Below are 17,903 nucleotides of genomic sequence, written 5' to 3'. Positions count from 1 at the left end.
TCGATTCGACCCCGGCGGGTCTGGCACGGAGCTAAATTGCTGCTCACCCGCCTCGGCAGCAGCGGGGCGCGGACGCTCTCGGTGAAAAGGTGACCGATGTCGTATCTACTCGTAGCCCCGGTGATCGTGTCAGACACGGCGACGAATGTCGCCGGGATCGGCACGGCGATCAGCGCAGCCAATGCGGCGGCCACCCTACCCACGACCACGGTGCTCGCCGCCGCGCAAGACGAGGTATCGGCGGCCATTGCGGCGCTGTTCGGCGATTACGGCCGGCAGTACCAGGCGCTGAGCGCACGGGTGGGCGCGTTTCACGATCAGTTCACCCGCGCGCTCAGCGCCGCGAGCGCGGCCTATCAAGGCACCGAAGCGGCGAACGCGTCACCGCTGCAAAGCCTCGGGCAGGACGTCTCCGCGGTGATGCGCGCTCCCGCGCAGGCCCTCTTCGGGCGGCCGCTGATCGGCAACGGCGCCAACGGGACCGCGGCGAACCCCAACGGCGGCGCGGGCGGGCTGCTATTCGGCAACGGCGGCAACGGCTTCTCCCAGACCGCGTCCGGCGTGGCCGGCGGGGCCGGTGGTTCCGCGGGACTGTTGGGCGATGGGGGAAGCGGCGGTGCGGGTGGTGCCGGCGCGGTGGGCGGGGCCGGCGGCAACGGCGGATGGCTGTTCGGAAACGGCGGCAGCGGCGGCGCCGGCGGTATCGGCACCAACGCCGGGGCAAACGGCGGGACCGGCGGGTCCGGCGGCCATGCGGGGCTGATCGGGGCCGGGGGGATCGGCGGCGTGGGCGGGGCGGGCGCAGGCGGCGTTCCCGGAGATACCAATTCGACTTCCGGTGGCTCGGGCGGAAATGGCGGAAATGGCGGAGCCGGCGGAGCCGGCGGCACGTTGATCGGGGCTGGCGGATCCGGTGGCTCCGGCGGGGCCGGCGGCGTCGGCGGCGGCGGCGCCGCTGGGGTGAACGGCGCCGACGCGACGGTTCTCGGAGCGGCCGGCGACGGCGGCGGATCCGGGGGCAGCGGCGGATCCGGCGGGGCCGGCGGCAACGGCGGCGCTGCCGGCGCGCACGGCCTGATCGGCACGGGCGGCGCGCAAGGCGCGGGTGGGGCCGGGGGTTCCGGCGGAGCCGGTGGCTCGGCGGGTGACGGCGGCGCCGGCGCGGCGGGCACCTACGCCGGTACGGGGACCGGAATCGGCGGAGCCGGCGGAGCCGGCGGGGACCCGGGCACCGGCGGCGCCGGCGGCCACGGCGGCGCGGGGATCAGTACCGGTGCGACGGGTGCGGCCGGATATACGCCGACCAGCGGCGGGAACGGTGGCGCCGGTGGCGCCGGCGCCAACGGCGTCAACCCGGGTCAGGCCGGTGGAACCGGGGGCGCGGGCGGGGCCGGCGGCGCGGTCGGCAACGGCGGCACCGGCGGGCGTGGCGGTGACGGCATGGCCGGCGGCGCGGGATCCACCGTCAACGGGGCCGGCACCCAGGGCCAGGACGGCGGCGCCGGCGGCACCGGCGGCGCGGGCGGAGCCGGCGGCAGCACCTCCGGGCACGGCGGGGTCGGCGGCGCCGGCGGCACGGGCGCCACCGGCGGAGGCGGCGGCAACGGGTCCGACGGCGTCGCGGCCACCACCGCGGGCACCGCCGGCACAGCCGGCGGATCCGGCGGCGGCGGTGGGGCCGGCGGGGCGGGCGGCGACGGCGGGGCCGGGGGCGCCAACGCCGCCGGTCTGCACGCCGCCCAGGGTGCCGGCGGGGCCGGCGGAGCGGGCGGTGCCGGCGGCAGCGCCGGCGACGGCGGACGCGGCGCGACCGGCACCTACTCGGGCACCGGGACGGGGGTCGGCGGAGCCGGCGGAGCCGGTGGCGACCCGGGCACCGGCGGGACCGGCGGCAAAGGCGGATCCGGATCCAGCGTCGGGGCCACCGGCGCCACCGGATACACCCCGGTCAGCGGCGGCGACGGCGGGGCCGGCGGGGCGGGCGCCGACGGCGTCAACCCGGGTCAGGCCGGCGGGACCGGCGGCGCCGGTGGGGCCGGCGGCGCGGTCGGCAACGGCGGGACGGGCGGGCGCGGCGGCGACGGCATGGCGGGCAAGGCGGGAACCACGACGAACGTCCCAGGCGCCAGCGGTACGGCCGGTCAAGTCGGCGGAGCCGGCGGCACGGGCGGCGCGGGCGGGGCCGGCGGCAGCAGGTCCGGCGCGGGCGGCGTCGGCGGAGCCGGCGGCAGCGGGGCCACCGGCGGCGCGGGCGGCAACGGCACCACGGGCGCCGACGCGACCGTCCGGGGTGCGGCCGGCGGCCTCGGCGGCAGCGGCGCAGTCGGCGGACAGGGCGGCGCCGGCGGCGACGGCGGCGCCGGCGGCGTCGACGCAGCAGGCCAGCACGCCGCCCAGGGCGCGGGCGGGGCTGGAGGCACGGGCGGGGCCGGCGGGATCGCCGGCGACGGCGGGTCCGGAGCCACCGGCACGTTCGCCAACGGCGGCAGCGGGGTTGGTGGCGCAGGTGGAAAGGGCGGGGATCCCGGGCTCGGCGGGGCGGGCGGCAACGGCGGCAGCGGCTCCACGACCGGCACCGGCGGGGCGGCTGGCGCCACGCCCACCAGCGGCGGTAACGGCGGCACCGGCGGCGGCGGCGCCGATGCCCTTACCGCCGGCCAGGACGGTGGGACCGGCGGAGCCGGCGGAGCGGGCGGACTCGTCGGCAACGGCGGCACCGGCGGCATCGGCGGCAACGGCATGGCCGGCGCGCCCGGCGCCAACGCGGGCGGACCGATCGCCCCCGGTATGCCCGGGCAGGCAGGCGGCGACGGCGGTGACGGCGGCGCAGGCGGAACCGCCGGAGCCAACGGCGGCAACGGCGGCAACGGCGGCACGGGCGGCAACGGCGCCACCGGTGGCACCGGCGGGAGCGGCCGCGACGGCACCACGACCGGCCCGAGCGCCCCCGGCTTGCCCGGCGGCAGCGGCGGCCTGGGCGGGCACGGTGGCAATGGCGGCAACGGAGGCGTCGGTGGGCAGGCGCCGAACGGCCAGGTGGGTACCGCCGGCGCCGGCGGGGCCGGCGGCGACGGTGGTTTCGGTGGGACCCCGGGTAAAGGCGGTAATGGTGGCGACGCCGTCGCTCCGGCATCTCCCGGCGGCGATGGAGGCCCGGGCGGTAACGCCGGCGGCGGCGGCACCGGCGGCACCGGCGGCACGGGCTCCACCCCCGGCGCGCACGGCGCAACGGGCGGAAGTCCCACCGGCGGCAAGGGCGGCGACGGCGGCGACGGATTTGATAGCGACGGAACCGTCCCGGCCGGGGTCGGCGGCGACGGCGGAAAAGGTGGCAACAGCCCGAACGGCCCCGGCGGACAGGGCGGCAACGGCGGCGACGGCGGCGCGGGTGGTTCGCAGGTCCTTCCCGGCCAGGACGGCGGCGCGGGCGGCCAGGGCGGCGATGGCGGAACCGTCGGCGGCGCCGGCGGCGCCGGCGGTAACGGCGGCGACAACAATTCCGGTGGCGCGGGCGGCCAGGGCGGCACCGGTGGGACCGGCGGCAGCGGCGTGACGACCGGGGGCACCGGCGCCCCGGGCGGCAATGGCGGCGCGGGGACGGGTGGCGCCGGCTTTGGCGGTGGCGCTGGCGGCGACGGCGGGGGCGGCGGCGCCGCGACCGGCGCGAACGGGACCGGCGGTGTCGGCGGCACCGGCGGTAACGGAGGCGCCGGCAATGGCCTCGGCACCGGCGGCCAGGGCGGCGACGGTGGCGGCGGCGGCGCCGCGACCGGTACGAACGGGACGGGCGGCGGCGGCGGTACCGGCGGTGACGGTGGTACCAACAACATCGGTGGCGCGGGCGGCAACGGCGGTGCCGGCGGCGCCGGGGGCAGCGGTGTGACGACCGGAGGCGGCGGTGGCACGGGCGGCAACGGCGGCATGGGTACGGGAAGCACGGGCTTCGGCGGTGGCGCCGGCGGCGACGGCGGGGGTGGCGGCACCGCGACCGGCGCGAACGGGACCGGCGGCACCGGCGGCACGGGCGGCGTGGGCGGTCGGTCGCTGCAGACCGTCGGCGGCACCGGCGGCGGAGGTGGCGACGGCGGCTCCGCGACCGGCACCAATGGCACGGGCGGCGGCGGCGGTACCGGGGGTGTGGGCGGCGCCAGCATCACGGGTCCGGGCGGCACCGGCGGTACCGGCGGCGACGGTGGCGATGGCGCAACCGGCGGCATGGGAGGCACCGGCGGCGTCGGGGGCTTCACCACCACCGGCGCTTCCGGCGACGGGGGCACGGGTGGTGCGGGCGGCGCCGGGAAGGGTGCGACCGGCATCGGCGGCGATGGCGGCACCGGCGGCCAGGGTGGTAGCAGTCCCGGCAGCAGCGCGGCTGGCCGCGGCGGGGCCGGCGGTACCGGCGGCAACGGAACCGCAGTAGCGGGTGACGGCGGCACCGGCGGCATGGGCGGCACGGGCTCCTCTCTTGGTGGCACGGCCGGCAAAGGCGGCACCGGCGGTGCCGGCGGTACTGGCGGCATCGCCGCCGGCGGAAATGGAGTCGGCGGCGGTGGCGGCGACGGAGGCGCTGGCGGCACCGGCGGGCCCGCCGGAGGCGTCGGCGGAACCGGCGGCGTCGGCGGCACCGGCGGCACTGGCAGCACGGGAGGCGTCGGCGGCACCGGAGGCGTGGGCGGCATTGGCGGCCTAAGCTCTACCGGCGGCACCGGCGGCCTCGGCGGCCTCGGCGGCACCGGCAAGGCCGGCGGCGCGGGGGGTAACGGCGGCAACGGCGGTGCCGGGGGTCCGGTCACCGGCACCGGCACCTCCGGGGGGGCCGGAGGCAACGGCGGAAAAGGCGGCACCGGAACCGCCGGAACCGGCGGCAACGGCGGCAACGGCGGCAACGGCGCGGCCGGCTCCGACGGCAGCGGCACCAATGCCGGCGGCAACGGCGGTAACGGCGGTAACGGCGGTACCGGCGGCCCAGGTCACGGCGGCGGCGGAGTCGGGGGTCAGAACGGTCAACCGGGCACTCCGCACACCGGATCCGCCGGCGGCCCCGGCGGCACGGGCGGTACGGGAGGCCCCGGCGGCAAGGCCTAGAACCCACAAAGCAAGGCCGTCAGGCAGGTCCGAACCCTATCCTTGGCAAGGGTATTGGGCGACGCAGGATCGGCGGTGCTGCATTGACTGGGGTGGGCTCCGAGGCGCACTCGACGTGCCCGACCTGCGGCACCGCACTGCGCGCCACCGCGAAGTTCTGCGACGAGTGCGGTTCGCCCGTCAACGCGTCGGTGGCGCCGGCGGAGTACAAGCAGGTCACGGTGCTCTTCACCGACGTGGTCCAGTCGATGGATCTGGCCGCGGCGGCGGGCGCGGAACGATGGCGCGAGATCATGACCGCGCTGGTAGGGGCCGCGTCCACCGTGGTGCAGCGGTTCGGCGGCACGGTGGACAAGTTCACCGGCGACGGCCTGATGGCGGTGTTCGGCGCGCCAGTTGCTCTGGAAGACCACGCGTTTCGCGCCTGCCTGGCGGCGTTGGGCATTCAGGACGAGGCAAAGCGGCTGGCTACCGAGGTCGCCGCCCGCGACGGCCTCGACCTGCAGTTGCGGGTGGGCCTGAATTCGGGTCAGGTGATCGCCGGTGAAATCGGATCCGGGGCCCTGGGGGTGTACACCGCGATCGGCGAGCAGGTGGGCATGGCGCAGCGGATGGAGTCGGTCGCGCCCCCCGGCGGAGTCATGCTCAGCGCGTCCACCGCGCGGCTGGTCGAGGACACCGCGGTGCTTGCCGATGCGGAGCTGGTGCAGATCAAGGGCGCGGCCGGGCCGGTGCCCGCACGCCGCCTGATCTCGACGACGCGCGAGCACCGCCGGCGCAACGACCCCCAGTTGGTCGGCCGCACTTGGGAACTGAGCACCATCAACGGCATCCTCAACGAGGTCATCGGCGGCGCCGGCTGCGTCGTCGGCCTGCTGGGACCGCCGGGCATCGGCAAGAGCCGCATCGTGCGTGAGGCCGCGGAACTGGCGGCCAGCCGCGGCGCGCAGATATTCGCCACCTACTGCGAGTCCCACACCAGCGACGTCCCTTTCAGCGCGGTCACCGGCCTGCTGCGCGTCGGGCTGGCGATCGACGACCTCGACGACGCCGACGCCCGGGCGCAGCTCCGCGCCCGGCTGTCCAACGCCGACCCCGAGGACCTCCTGCTGCTCGACGACCTACTCGGCATCGCCGACCCCGCCGTCGCGCTTCCCAATGTCGAGGCCGACGCCCGGCGGCGACGCCTGACGACGCTGGTCAACATCGCGACGCGGGCCCGCAGCGGGCCCGCGCTGTACGTCATCGAGGACGCGCACTGGATCGACGAGGTGAGCGAGTCGATGCTGGCCGACTTCCTCGCCGTGGTCCCGCAGACCCGGGCGCTGGTGCTGATCACCTACCGCCCCGAATACCGCGGCGTGCTGGCGCGGTTCCCCGGCGCGCAGACGATCGCGTTGCGACCGCTGAACACCGCGCAAACCGAGACGCTGCTCGTGGAGCTGCTCGGGACCGACGACTCGGTGCGCGAGCTCACCCACGTCATCGCCGAACGGGCTGACGGCAACCCGTTTTTCGCCGAGGAGATCGTCCGCGACCTGGCCGAGCGCGGCGAAATCCGCGGCGCGCAAGGCTCCTACCAGCTCGACGGTGAGCTCACCGACCTCACGGTCCCGGCCACCCTGCAAGCGGCGATCGCGGCCAGGGTGGACCGGCTCAGCAAGGCCGCCAAACGCACCTTGAGCGCCGCGGCGGTCATCGGATCCCGATTCAGCCCCGAGCTGATCAGCGCCCTGGGCTGCGAACCCGTCGTCGAGGAGCTCATCGCCGGCGAGCTCATCGACCAGGTCGCGTCCACCCCTCGGGTCGAATACGCGTTCCGGCATCAGCTGATTCGCGCCGTCGCCTACGAGTCGCAACTTAAAGCCGACCGCGCGGAACTGCACCGGCGACTGGCCGTCGCCATCGAACGACGCGAGCCGGAGTCCGCCGACGAGAACGCCTTCCTCATCGCCGAGCACCTGAAAGCCGCAGGGGATCTGCGCGGCGCGTTCGAGTGGCACATGCGCGCCGGCGGCTGGCTGCTGCACCGCAACGTCACCGGCGCGCGCACGAGTTGGCAGCACGCCCGGGGCATCGCCGACCAGATCCCCGACACGGAACCCGACTGCGCCGCCCTGCGGATCGCTCCGCGGACGTTGTTGTGTGCCAGCGCCTGGCTCACCGGCGGAAGCCTGGCCGACACCGGATTCGACGAACTGCGCGACCTGGCCGGTGCGAGCGGCGACAAGGTCTCGCTCGCTATGGGGATGGCCGGCTGGCTGAGTGCGCTGGTCACGCACTCCCGATTCGACGAAGCGACGGAATTGGCTTCCGAACTCGCCCACCTGCTCGAGTCCATCGGTGACCCGACGCTGACCCTCGGCCTCCTCTACAGCGCGGTCGCCGCCAAGTTCGAGGGTGGCCAGGTGAGCGTTGCCGTCGAGTTGGCGCAGCGGATGCTCGAGTTGACCGAGGGCGATGCGACCCGGGGCAATTTCATCCTGGGCTCCCCGTTGGTGGCGGCGACCATACTGCGGGGCGTCGCCCGGTGTTTCCTCGGCGACCAGGGCTGGCGGGACGACGTCGACCGGGCGGTGACGATGGTCCGCGCGTTCGACCCGACGTTGCGCGTGCTGGCTCTGCTGTACAAGTACATGCTGCTGTCCAACGGCGTGTGGCTGCCGGACGAGGCGGCGCTGAATGAGACGGCCGAGCTGCTCGAACTCGCCGAGCGCACCGGCGACGATTTCACGCTGGCCTGCGCCCGCTACGTGCGCGGCCTCGCGCTGGTGGCGTACGGCGGACCCCGACACCACGAAGCCTTGGAGATGCTCGCCGCGGCGCGCGAAGCCGCCGTACAGGAACGCTTCGCGCTAGTCATCGCCGCGGTTGTGGACACCTGGTGGGCGGACGAAAAGGCGCGCAACGGCGATCTGGACGGAGCGGTCGACATGTTGCGCCGCGCCGTTGCGCAGGTGTACGCATGTGGCGACATGATCGTTTGCGGCAGGGCAGCCGCCAGTTTGGTCAGCGTGTTGCTGCGCAGGGGTGGACAGACCGACCGCGAGGAAGCGCAGGCGGCGATCGAGCGGCTGGCGGCGGTGCCGGTGGAACCTGGATTCGTCATGAACGACGTCTGGCTGCTACGCATGCGGGCGCTCCTCGCGCGGGCCGGCGGCGACGAGGCGGGCTACCGCCGCTACCGTGACGACTACCGGAAAATGGCCAATTCGCTTGGTTTCGAAGGGCATATCGCCTGGGCTGCGGAAATGGAGTGAGCGCGTGACGGCGTATCGGGAAGTGCTGGCGGTGATCGGTGTGGGCGGCATGGGTCAGGCCATCGCAAGACGCCTGGGGTCGTCCAAGACGGTGCTGCTCGCGGACAACAGCGAACAGACGCTGGCGTCGGTCTCCGAGGCGCTGGCCGCCGACGGCCACCACGTCGAGAGCCGGCGCGTGGACGTCTCTTCGCCGGAGTCGGTCCACGAACTGGCGGAGTTCGCGGCCTCGCTCGGCAACGTCTCGCAGGTCGCCCATACCGCCGGACTCTCCCCGGTGCAGGCGTCGGCCCAAGCCGTCCTCGCCGTCGACCTGCTCGGCACCGCGCTGGTGCTGCAGGAATTCGGCGAGGTCGTGGCGCCCGGCGGCGCAGGGTTGGTGATCGCCAGCATGGCCGGCCACATGTTTCCGCCGCTGAGCGCCGAGCAGGAGAGGGCGCTGGCGCACAACCCGCCCGACCAGTTGCTGGGCCTGGACTTCCTCGCCGCCATCACCGAATCCACGCTCGCCTACCCGATAGCCAAGCAGGCCAACCACATTCGGGTCCGCGCCGCCAGCGCGCAGTGGGGCCGTCGGGGTGCGCGGATCAACTCGATCAGCCCCGGCATCATCTCCACTGCCATGGGGCAGCAGGAGCTGGCCTCCCCGGTCGGCGACGGCATGCGGGCGATGATCGCCATGTCCGCCACCGGCCGCATCGGGACGCCCGACGACATCGCCGCGGCGGCCGCGTTCCTGCTCGGTCCGGACTCCACCTTCATCACCGGCACCGACCTGCTGGTCGACGGCGGCGTCATCGCCGCGGTCAAGGCGGGCAAACCCTAGCGGGTCACACCAGGTAGTACAGGTCGTCGGCGCGCTCGCCCGCCGCCTTGGGCGGCGCATGGTGGTTAAGGGTCGCCAGCTGGCCGTGGGCGTAGCGGACCGCTTTGAGCGTCGCCGAGTATTCCTTGTCTTCCTCCGGGAAGACGTGTTCAGCGGGGAACCAGCTCTCGAACCCGACGTTGCGCAGCACCGCAAGCGTGTCCGGGCGCACCCCGGCCAGCAGGACGGTCACGCCGCGGTCGGTCAGATCGCGCAGGAAGTGCTCGATGCGTTCGATGCAGACGACGTCGGGATGGCGGACGCGTTTGAGCCGCAGCACGACGAACTGGTTGTGATCGGCCTCGATCCGCTCCGACAGCACCGCGAGGTGACGGTCCAATTCCGGTGCGGCCCCGAAGAACAGCTCGCCTTCCAGGTCGTAGATGACGATCTGCGGGTCGGCGGGATCGCTGGGAATGCGTTCTCGGACCACGCGTTCGGGCGTGATGATCAGCTCGGACGCCCGCAGTTTCGCCGCCCGCGGAACGAACAGCACGATCGACAGGATCACCCCGAGCAGCACCGCCTTGTCCAGGTCGATCGCCACCCCGGTGAACGCCGTCACCAGCACCAGACCCGCGTCGTAGCGCGACGCCTTCAGCGTGTAGGCCAGTCGCTTGAAGTCCACCAGACGTGCCGCGGTGACCAGCAGCAACCCGGCCAGCGCCGGCTGCGGAACGTAGTGCAGCAACGGCGCGAACAGCAGCAGCGCGACGGCAACCGTTGCGGCCGAGACGATTCCGGAGAACCGGGTCGCCGCGCCGGACTGGAAGTTGATCGCCGACCGGGACAGCGAGCCGGAACCCGGCAGACTCTGGAAGAAGCCACCGCCGAGGTTCGCCAGGCCTTCGGCCATGATCTGGCGGTTGTAGTCGATCTTCTGGTGGGTCTGGTGGGCAATGGCTTTGGCGATCGACAGGGCCTCGATGATGCCGACGAACGCGATCGCCAGGGCCCCGGTCGAGAGCTCGGGCAGCCAGTCGGTGTGCACCTCGGGGATGTGCGGGCTCGGCAGGCTGCGGGGCACCTTCGCCGCCACCGACACCGCCGTGTGGCCGCCGGCCCCCGGGATCGACCAGCCCGCGGCGTAGGCGATCAGCGAGGTGACGATCAGCACGGCGAGCATGTCGATCTGCGGCAGCCCGAAGCGTTGCACCAGTTTTCGCAGCACCACCGCCAGCACCACGGCGGAAACACTGAGGATCACCGCGCGATAGTTGATCCGGTCGCCGTGGAACAGGGTGAGCCACACGCGCCGCAGCACCTGCATGTGACCGTTGCCTTTGTCCTTGACGCCCAGCGCATTGCCGAGTTGGCCCACCGCGAGCAGCAGGGCCGCGGCCGCCATGAAGCCGATGATCACGGACTCGGAGATGTAGCGCGTCAGGTTGCCAAGCTTGAAGATCGCGATGACGATCTGAAACGCGCCGACCAGCACGCCCAACAGGAACAGCGCCTCGAAGAGCTGCCCGGTGTTCTCCGAGTCGATGAATGCCAGCGCCGTGAACACGAGCAGCGAGATGGCACTGGTCGGTCCGTTGATCAGGTGCGACGACGACCCGAAGACCGACGCGATCGTGGTCACCACGATCGCCGAATACACGCCGAATTTGGGGTCCACGCCCGCGATCAGGGCATAGGCGATGGCCTGCGGGAAGGAGATGGCGGCGACGGTCAGGCCGGCAACGACATCGCTTCGACCCTTCAGCCAGCTGTAGTTGGCCACTTTCAAAACCACGAGATGCCCGGTCTTTCCGCTAGTCCGACAGGGCCGTGGTGACCCGCGGCGCCGACAGGGTGTCGTAGATTCCGTTGTCGCCGAAGAACTTCTGCCGCGCGTCGACCCAGTCGTTGGCGACGGCGGTGACACCGAACAGCGCAAGCGGCGGCAACCGGTCGGCATGCCTGGCCAGGATCTCGGCCTTGTACGGCCGATAACCGTGTTGCGCCATCACCTCCTGGGCGGCGTCGGTGAACAGGTAGCGCAGGTAGTCCTTGGCGTAGGCCGCCACCTTGGGATCGGTGACGTTGGCGTCCACCCACGCCACCGCGGGCTCGGCGCGAATACTCACCGGCGGATAGACGATTTCGAGTTCGTCCTTGTTGGCGGCCGCCTCGCGCAACGCCTCGTTCTCCCACGTCAGCTGCACGTCGCCGATCCGCTGCAGGGCGAAGCTGACGCTCGCGCTGCGCGCGCCGGCGTCGGCGACGGCGACATGCTGCACCAGCGCCCGGACGTAGTCGGCCGCCTGCGCCTGGCTGCCGCCGCGGGTGGTGACCGACCCCCACGCGGCGAGCACGCTCAGTTGGCCGTTGCCCGACGTGCGGGGGCTGGGCGTGACCACGGCGACGTCGGGCTTGACCAGGTCCGGCCAGTCGTGGATCCCCTTCGGATTGCCCTTGCGGACCAGGAACACGATGGTCGAGGTATAGGGCACCGAGTTGTTCGGCAGCCGCGTCTGCCAATTCGGCGCGATCAGCCCCCGCTTACGCAGGGCGTCGATGTCGCTGATCAACGCCAGCGATACCACGTCGGCCCGTTGCGAGCCGTCGATGACGCTGCGCGCCTGCCGTCCCGAGCCGCCATGAGACTGCCTGATCTCGACCCTGGTGCCGGTGTGCGACTGGTACTGCGCGGCGAACGTCCGGTCGAGCGCGGTGTACAGCTCCCGCGTCGGGTCGTAGGAGACATTGAGGATCTGGTTGGGCCGGTCGTCGGGCAGGTTCTTCAGCACGATCGCGCCGGCCGCCACGATGACGGCGACGACGCCCAGGACGTTAAGCCAGGAGACGCTCCGGGAGATGCGCCGGCCAAGCGAACGCAGGCGTCCCGTCACAGCGATCTCCCACCCAGTGTCGTCCGGCTCGTCCGGCAATTCGGCAAGCCTAGCGATCTGGCCAGCGCCCGGCAGCGGTGAGAATCGCCCTGAAGATAATTGGTTCTAGCCGAGCGCGCCACTCCATCCGCGCGGATGTTGCAGGCTCCGGGTGCCCTTCAGCAGACATCATTCGCAGTGATGTTTATCGCGGCTAAGTGAGGGTTAATAACTGGCGCATGGCTAGTCCTTCACCCTATCCGCGGCGGCAGTCGAACGCTTCGCGCGCGGTCTTGGTCGTCTTTCTTTGCCTGGCGGGCTTTGGATTACTGATGATCGCTGCAGGGTTGTTGATCATCCCCAGCAATGTTCTGTACGCAGGTGGGATGCTCTTAGCCCTCATTGGGGTCATCGGTGCCATCATCTGCGCCATATTCAGGTCAATCGGGTTCGGCCGGACGGCGACATACGGTCGTGGCCTTAAACCAGCCGGAGTTGATGATCAATTCGTGCTGCGGATCTTTCTCAGTAAGATCGCGAACCGATCGGCCGCCGATAACCGCGCCGCGCACGAGTTCGCCCAACACCAGGCTGAGCTCGGCTACGCCAGCTACCAAATCGTGAAGTCCAAGCGCAAGAGGTTCCCCTTAGATTGCGTCGACTACACCGTGCAATTCCGCCGGGCCTGAGGGCGCTTCGTCCGCGCAAACCGGCGAGTCAATTTGCCAGGCGAGCCCGCAGGAACCCTGGCAGTGACGCCTCAGCCCCTGGTTAACCCTGACATTCACGTCGGGCATGAACGCTCGCAGCGCATATGCTGAGCGGATGTCGCAGCGGGTGTTGCGCGAACGCCTGATCGAGGTGGAGGTCCCGGGCCAGGACGAGGCCCGTGGGCGGGCACTACGCAAGACCGCGCCGCGGCGCTCCCTGGCCCGGCTGACGCCCTCACCGCGGTCGGCGGCCGAAATACTGGTCTCCCAAAACGCCGACCGGCTTCCCGAACTCGTTCCGCTGCGCTTTGCCCGGATGCTCGCCGACCCCTTCTCGTTCTACCGGGGTTCGGCCGCCGTGATGGCCGCCGACCTCGCCGCGAGCCCGTCGAGCGGCATCGAGGTCATGTGCTGCGGCGACGCCCATGTATCCAACTTCGGCATGTACGCCGCGCCACACCGATCGATAGTGTTTGACCTGAACGACTTTGACGAGGCCGCCATCGCGCCCGCCGAGTGGGACGTCAAGCGCCTGGTCACCAGCGCGATCGTGGGAGGCCGCCACGCGGGTTACCCGGCCAAGGCCGTCCGCCGCTGCGTCGAACAGTCGCTGGCCGCCTACCAGACCGCGCTGGAAACGACGCTGGAAATGGACGTGCTGAGCCGCTACTACCTGCGCATGGAACCGGAGCGCTACACCGACCGGGTCTCGAAGGAGATGCGCACGGTGATCCGGCAAACCACAGCGCGGGCGCGCACCCGCACGTCGGCGCGGGTCTTCAAGCAGATCATGGAAACCGGGCCGGACGGGACTCCGCGCCTGCGCGAGGCGCCGCCCGTCCTGCAGCACGTCGACGAGGACATCGAGGCCCCACTGATGGACTCGATCCACGAGTACCTGGCCGCCGTCCCCGTCGACGTCGCGCTGCTGCTGTCGCACTTCCGCGTCACCGACATGGCGCTGCGGGTGGTCGGTGTCGGCAGCGTCGGCACCCGGTGTTACCTGGTCATCTTGGTCGGGCCCAACGGATTGCCGATGATCCTGCAGATCAAGGAGGCCACCCGGTCGGTGCTGGAGGAATACGGCCGCTGGCCGCAGCCGGCCACGATGACCGCGGTCGTCACGGAGAAGGGCCAGGGCGTGCGCGTCGTCGACGGTCAGCGGATCCTGCAGGCGATGTCGGACGTCTTCCTCGGCACCACCCGCAAGGACGGCCGCGACTACTACGTGCGTCAGTTCCACGACATGAAGGGCACCGTCGACACCGAGGGCATGTCGGCCGAGACGTTCGGCGAGTACGTCAGTGCATGTGCGGTGCTGCTGGCGCGGGCCCACTCGCAGAGCGCGAACGCGTCGATACTGCGCGGCTATGTGGGCACCAACACCACCGTGCACGACGCGGTGATCGAGTGGTCCTACGCCTACGCGGACAAGTCGCTCGACGACTTCCACCAGCTGAGGGCGGCCGCAGGCAGGGGCGAGATCGACGTCGCCGACGACCCCGCCCGATAGGCCCCCACCCCGATAGGTCAGGGCGCGTCGAAGTTGTGCAGCGTCTGGTTCGATCCCTCGCTGACGGTCACGTAGCCGTCGCCGTCGGGATGGAAGCCGATGGCCTCGCCTTGGGACTCCCCGTGCACCGTCGGTCCCACGACGGGCTGCTGGCTGAACGGCGCCCAGGCGCTGCTGCCCGCAGCGCGGTTCCACAGCAGGACGTCGTCGTAGGTCCGGACCGCCAATTCCGAGCCGTCGGGTGAGAAGTCGGCGCTGGTGACCAGGTGCGATCCGTCGTGCGACGTGTCCAACGTCGCTACCTCGGTCAACTGCTTGGTGGTGCCCCACCCGCTGTCCGGGGTCGAATAGACCCGGGAGACATCGCCGTTGGTCTTCTCGATGACGACCAGATTGTGCGTCTGCGGGTCGACGGCAAGCGCCTCGGAGTTGATCTTCTCGCCACCCGGATAGGTGAGTTTCATGCTTTCGACGCCGGTCAGCGTGCCGTTGGTCGGGCTGCTCGCGGTGCCCGTCACCGTCGGCTCGGGGACCCGGTAGATGGTGACGTTGCTGCGGTCATGGCCGTTGTCGCCGGTGTCGGCCACATAGATGTAGGACTTGCCGTCGGCGCCCCTGGCGACCTCGATGTCCTCCCAGTCGGTTGCCGTCGCGCCCTTGAGTTGGTAGGTCGCCAGCGTCTGGCCGGTCTTCGCGTCGACTGCGAAAATTCGCGCCGAATCCCCGGAATCGTTGTGCACCCATACGACATTCGGATTGTTGATGCCGGCATCGACGCCGGAGATCTCCTTGAGCGCGCTATTCGTGATGGTGCCGCCGTTCGACGAGACGATCTTTCCGGCGGCTGCGGCGTCGACCGCGTTGGAGCCGGAGGGGGTGCCGGGATTCCCCGGATCGGTCGGGCCGGTGACGTGCGTACCCGTCGCCCCGGTAGCGCCGTCGTGGCCGTATAACCGCCCACCCGAGCCACCGGCTCCCCCGGCGCCGGGGATGGCGCCCGACCCGCCCTGCCCGCCGTCGCCGCCGTTGCCGACCAGCAGCCCGCCTTTGCCGCCGGCACCACCAGCGGGTGCGGACTTCGCGGCATCGACCGCGGCCCCGCCCTTGCCGCCGGCCCCGCCGTTGCCGATCAGCCCCGCGTCTCCCCCGGCGCCACCGGCCTGTCCGGCCGCCCCGGACCCGCCTTTGCCGCCGTTGCCGTACAGCAGACCGCCGTCCCCGCCGGCCAGCCCACTGCCCGCCGCGGCGTCCGCGCCGTTGCCGATCAGCGGGCGGTCCAGCAGCAGCTTGGTGGGCGCGTTGATCGCCCCGAGGATCTCCTGCTCCACGCTCTGCAGCGGCGAAGCATTTGCCGCCTCCGCGTCGGCGTAGAGGCCGGCGCCCGAAGTCAGCAGCTGCACGAACCGCTCGTGAAAAGCCGCGGCCTGGGCGCTGACCTGCTGAAATGCCAGACCATGGCCGGAGAACAGCGTCGCTAACGCCGTGGACACCTCGTCCGCACCGGCGGCGAGCAGGCCCGTCGTCGGAGCCGACGCGGCCGCGCTGGCCTCACTCAGCGTCCCGCCGATGCCCGCGAGATCGGATGCCGCCGCCGACACCAATTCGGGAACCGTGAACAGGTACGACATCGCTGTCCTTCCACCCCGGCCCCCCGCCAGTCAAATAATCAATCGGTTGATAGTATCTTCGCCATTTGGATCTGACGGGCGATTGAACGAATTGGCCCCACGCGCGTTGCCGGGCGTTGAGTCTGCGCTCAGCGTGGTGTCCACTCGAACTCTTGCGCAGCCAGCGCAGAGTCAACGGCCCTCAACACCGCGAGCCCGCCCGCGCGCGTTGAGTCTGCGCTCAGCGTGGTGTCTACTCGAACTCTTGCGCAGCCAGCGCAGAGTCAACAGCCCCCAACACCGCGAGCCCGCCGGGCGTTGAATCTGCGCCCAGCGTGGTGTCCACTCGAACTTCTGCGCAGCCAGCGCAGCGTCAACAGCCGTCAACGGCCGTCAAAGGCGTCACCGCGCATGTCGGTGCGGCGATCCGGTCCGTTGCGCTGCCACGATATGCACGTGCAGGCCACGCGAAAGCCCCCGATCCCCCGCGGCCGGCCGGGACCGCGAGCGCTGGGCGCCGTGGCACTCGCCGCCATCGGCGCGTGTGGAGGCGCCGTACTGGTGGCCCCGCCCCGCTCGAACTCGGCGACGAATGTGGCGGCGCTGTCGAACTGGGCCCTGGCCTCCGCGTTACCGAAGAGCAGCGACTTCCCCGCCGACTGGGGATACGGACTGTCCGGGCCGTTGCGGCGCGCCACGAAACCGGACGCGGTCGCGAGCAGCCCGTCGCATCCGGGCCCAGCGCCGGCCTACACCCCGGCCGCATGCGGCAGCGTGCCGAAACTCCTGGACCATTCCGGCGCCGCTTTGGCCGCCTACCTCCAGGTGGACCGTTACACGCAACTGTTCGTCCAGGAACCGGATCCACCCGACGGTCCGGCGACCGGGGAAACCCACGAGCACGGCCCCAATTCCCGCCTGGCCATCTGGGCCGTTCCCGACGGTCCCGCCCGGATCACGAATTACCTTGACTGGCTTGGTCGATGCGGCGCCTACCACGTCACCAACTACGACAACGGCGGCCGGGTGAAGAACCAGCGCACGGTCCGCACGGACGTCGAGACGCGTGCGGCCAGTGGCGCGGATGCCGCCGCCACGGTCACCCGGACGTTTACCACCCTCGGCAGCCGCGACCCGTCGTCGACGTACCACGTCGTGTACTACGCGGTGCGCGGCGTGCTGGTCGAATGCACCATCTATATGGAGGGTTCCGACGTCGACGTGGTGAAGCGTGCCGCGGCTCAGACGCTGGAGAGGCTGCGTGCGCTGTGAGGAGCCCGCGCGGACCCTGGCCGATTGCCGCCGCTATCTGCGTGCTGGCGGTCGCCGCGGTGCTGATCACGGTGCCCACCCTGCTCGACGGCCGCCGCACAGCCACCGCCGCCGAGCGGCTCGCCCCGGGACTGGCCGCGCTCAGCGACCAGCAACTGGCCGGACTACTGCCCAAGCAGAACGACTTCCCGGTCGCCTGGACCGTCAAAGACACTCGCGAAGTCTCAGACACGTTCGGGTACTTCAAGTATCACGTGCACGACGACGGCCTGGGCTTCACTCCGCCCGAATGCTTCCCGGTGATCGGCGTCGCCTCGACCGGCGCCTTCCAGGTCGCCGAGGTCTCCGGGCATGACCCCGCCGACGCGGCGGATGTGTCCGACCGCGAGGACGTGCGGTTGATGGTCGGCCGCGAATTCGACCCGGCCGGGTTCGACGCGCTGATCAGCCTGGTGTCGCGGTGCTCACGCTTCGCCAGCGCCGCGGTCGGCGGCTATACCGTGCAGGTGCTCGAAGATTCGCGCCCCGACGCCGGGCCGCAACGGTTCCGCTACTCGCTCACCACCACGCTGGGCAGCGAACCGGCGGAGGTGTCGCGCACGGACTACTACTCCTACGCTCGCGTATCGGACCTGATTCTCAGCGGTTCGGCGAGCACCGGCCACCAGCAGGCCTTCGACGCAATGTTCGACAACACGCTGCGCCGCATCCGCGGTTAGCCCCACGGCTTACCCGCGAGCAGACGCAAAAGTCACCGTCTCAGGCCATTTTTGGG

10 protein-coding genes are annotated in these 17,903 nt (G+C 71.7%); 7 read left to right on the top strand and 3 right to left on the bottom strand.

Annotation, left to right across the window (positions count from 1 at the left end; translation table 11 throughout):
* Positions 1 to 96 precede the first annotated feature (96 nt).
* The 3 genes from AC5Y5V_RS02435 (at position 97) to AC5Y5V_RS02425 (ending at position 9,171) form a co-directional block, all read left to right on the top strand.
* Positions 97 to 5,085, top strand: coding sequence for a PE family protein (locus tag AC5Y5V_RS02435; RefSeq protein WP_499930989.1), 4,989 nt, complete (start codon positions 97 to 99; stop codon positions 5,083 to 5,085).
* Between the two features lie 92 nt (positions 5,086 to 5,177).
* The gene (locus tag AC5Y5V_RS02430) at positions 5,178 to 8,345 is read left to right on the top strand and encodes an AAA family ATPase (protein ID WP_499931102.1); all 3,168 of its coding nucleotides are present in this window, start codon (positions 5,178 to 5,180) and stop codon (positions 8,343 to 8,345) included.
* Positions 8,346 to 8,349: 4 nt separating this feature from the next.
* Positions 8,350 to 9,171, top strand: a complete 822-nt coding sequence (locus AC5Y5V_RS02425) for an SDR family oxidoreductase (protein WP_499930988.1) — start codon at positions 8,350 to 8,352, stop codon at positions 9,169 to 9,171.
* Positions 9,172 to 9,175: 4 nt separating this feature from the next.
* On the opposite strand, the gene AC5Y5V_RS02420 is transcribed toward AC5Y5V_RS02425, so the two are convergent.
* Together AC5Y5V_RS02420 and AC5Y5V_RS02415 are read right to left on the bottom strand one after the other, a co-directional pair.
* Positions 9,176 to 10,936: a SulP family inorganic anion transporter gene (locus AC5Y5V_RS02420; RefSeq protein WP_499930987.1), complete on the bottom strand. Its 1,761-nt coding sequence runs from the start codon at positions 10,934 to 10,936 to the stop codon at positions 9,176 to 9,178.
* Between the two features lie 31 nt (positions 10,937 to 10,967).
* Complete coding sequence (locus tag AC5Y5V_RS02415; protein ID WP_499931101.1) at positions 10,968 to 12,047, bottom strand: sulfate ABC transporter substrate-binding protein; 1,080 nt, start codon at positions 12,045 to 12,047, stop codon at positions 10,968 to 10,970.
* A gap of 218 nt (positions 12,048 to 12,265) precedes the next feature.
* Here AC5Y5V_RS02415 and AC5Y5V_RS02410 point away from each other — a divergent pair, with 218 nt between their 5' ends.
* Together AC5Y5V_RS02410 and AC5Y5V_RS02405 are read left to right on the top strand one after the other, a co-directional pair.
* Positions 12,266 to 12,715 carry a hypothetical protein gene (locus tag AC5Y5V_RS02410; protein WP_499930986.1) on the top strand — a complete coding sequence of 150 codons (450 nt, stop codon included), beginning with the start codon at positions 12,266 to 12,268 and terminating at the stop codon, positions 12,713 to 12,715.
* A 136-nt stretch (positions 12,716 to 12,851) separates the two neighbouring features.
* Complete coding sequence (locus AC5Y5V_RS02405; RefSeq protein WP_499930985.1) at positions 12,852 to 14,249, top strand: DUF2252 domain-containing protein; 1,398 nt, start codon at positions 12,852 to 12,854, stop codon at positions 14,247 to 14,249.
* Between the two features lie 17 nt (positions 14,250 to 14,266).
* Here the strand turns inward: AC5Y5V_RS02405 and AC5Y5V_RS02400 are convergent, their stop codons facing one another.
* On the bottom strand, positions 14,267 to 15,877 hold the full coding sequence (locus AC5Y5V_RS02400; RefSeq protein WP_499930984.1) for a PE domain-containing protein: 1,611 nt from the start codon (positions 15,875 to 15,877) through the stop codon (positions 14,267 to 14,269).
* Positions 15,878 to 16,312: 435 nt separating this feature from the next.
* Here AC5Y5V_RS02400 and AC5Y5V_RS02395 point away from each other — a divergent pair, with 435 nt between their 5' ends.
* Together AC5Y5V_RS02395 and AC5Y5V_RS02390 are read left to right on the top strand one after the other, a co-directional pair.
* The gene (locus AC5Y5V_RS02395; RefSeq protein ID WP_499930983.1) at positions 16,313 to 17,128 is read left to right on the top strand and encodes a hypothetical protein; all 816 of its coding nucleotides are present in this window, start codon (positions 16,313 to 16,315) and stop codon (positions 17,126 to 17,128) included.
* Positions 17,125 to 17,847, top strand: coding sequence for a hypothetical protein (locus AC5Y5V_RS02390; protein ID WP_499930982.1), 723 nt, complete (start codon positions 17,125 to 17,127; stop codon positions 17,845 to 17,847). The genes AC5Y5V_RS02395 and AC5Y5V_RS02390 overlap by 4 nt, the downstream gene beginning before the upstream one ends.
* Positions 17,848 to 17,903 lie beyond the last annotated feature (56 nt).

The organism is Mycobacterium sp. NGS68, from assembly GCF_059812195.1.
Note: the sequence above shows the minus strand (reverse complement) of the source record. Positions and strands in the feature narration are given on the sequence as shown.

What these genes read in the sequence shown, in the direction of transcription:
- AC5Y5V_RS02435 (WP_499930989.1), top strand. Translation starts at nt 97, where the DNA reads ATGTCGTATCTACTCGTAGCCCCGGTGATCGTGTCAGACACGGCGACG.
- AC5Y5V_RS02410 (WP_499930986.1), top strand. Translation starts at nt 12,266, where the DNA reads ATGGCTAGTCCTTCACCCTATCCGCGGCGGCAGTCGAACGCTTCGCGC.
- AC5Y5V_RS02405 (WP_499930985.1), top strand. Translation starts at nt 12,852, where the DNA reads ATGTCGCAGCGGGTGTTGCGCGAACGCCTGATCGAGGTGGAGGTCCCG.
- AC5Y5V_RS02400 (WP_499930984.1), bottom strand. Translation starts at nt 15,877, where the DNA reads ATGTCGTACCTGTTCACGGTTCCCGAATTGGTGTCGGCGGCGGCATCC.